Source organism: Bradyrhizobium sp. CCBAU 45394 (genome assembly GCF_028128655.1).
Lineage (GTDB): Bacteria > Pseudomonadota > Alphaproteobacteria > Rhizobiales > Xanthobacteraceae > Bradyrhizobium > Bradyrhizobium diazoefficiens.
This window is the reverse complement of record NZ_LBIX01000010.1, coordinates 1-1,205: the sequence shown is the minus strand read 5'-3', so window position 1 is coordinate 1,205 and position 1,205 is coordinate 1. Positions and strand designations below refer to the sequence as shown.

General features: G+C 59.3%; 1 protein-coding gene and 1 pseudogene. Both read right to left on the bottom strand.

Going from position 1 to position 1,205, the window contains the following annotated elements:
• Positions 1–61: 61 nt before the first annotated feature.
• Positions 62–418 (bottom strand): annotated as a pseudogene (locus WN73_RS07125) (helix-turn-helix domain-containing protein); the annotation flags it as partial.
• 385 nt (positions 419–803) lie between these two features.
• The coding region (locus WN73_RS07120; RefSeq protein ID WP_271552165.1) for a transposase at positions 804–1,205 on the bottom strand (402 nt) is incomplete at its 5' end.

The window sequence follows — 1,205 nt, the reverse complement described above, 5'->3', positions numbered from 1 at the left end:
TGCCGATCCGCTACGCCCGCGCTCGCTGATCACCGCGCACGTGGGAGCTCATACCGGTTACGATCGACCAGTGCGTCGCGTCGCGCGGCGTCGTACGCAATGTCCGCTCGATTACCTCAGCAACCTGATCATCGTCGATGGTTCGAGGGCGGCCAGGGCGGGCTTCGTCAAGCAGGCCATCAAAGCGATCCTTCAAGAATCGGCGGCGCCACTTGCCAACGGTGTGTTCATGGATGCCAAGTTCGGCAGCCACAGACTTGCTTGGCAGACCATCTGCACACCGCAGGATCGCGCGGCACCGCTCAGATAGCGACCGCGCAACACGATGACGACGAACTTGCCTCTCCAAGTACGCCCGCTCCTGCGGACTCAGCACCAACGGCGCGATCGGCCGGCCTTTCACACCTGCATTCGCCACGAGCGCTCTCCTCTCTAGAGATTCGAGCGATCAACTAATGTCACGAACTTGCGTTCCAGATGACTAGGGCGTGTTTTCATAAAAGCAATGTCGGCTCCTGCGGGAAGAGTGGGAATCTTCTGCTGGGCAGGGGCGTTACCGCTTTTGATGCTGTTGTCTAATCGCTAGCCGGGCGTCAAGCATATAATCGCTGAGGAGACACTTCCGGGTGCATGGTTGTCTTCGCGGTCGGCATCAGCCGCCGCATGATGGAGCTTCGCGGGACGAGCCTTCAATGTGGACGACGCACTTTGCTGATTCAGCAGTGCAACAGCATCAGCGGAATGGCTCGGCTCACGTCCCGGCAGGGACGCCTTAGGCGTTCGGGTCCGAACGCGATCGGGAGTTATGCGGCGGTTCCGGCATTCGGGTTAAACAGCTCGCCGGTCTTAAGCATCGTATACATTATTACCGCCAGTTTGCGCGCCACAGCCACGGCAGCTCTTTTGAAACCGATCCTCTCCCGAAGCTGCAGACCCCATGTGCGCAGCGTGCTGTGAGTTGAGCTGCGCGTCAGAATGACCGCTGCCGCTTCGTAGAGAAGCCCTCGCAAAGGGCGGTCGCCCCGTCGGGATATATGGCCGTCATAATCGACTTCCCCGGATTGGTAGCGGCGCGTTGTTAGGCCAATCCACGCGCCAACAGATCGGGATTTCCTGAAGTTGTCAGGCTCCTCAATAGCGGTGGTAAAGGAGGTTGCGGTGATAGCACCGATTCCAGGAATCGACATGAGGATGGGGCAAGCACG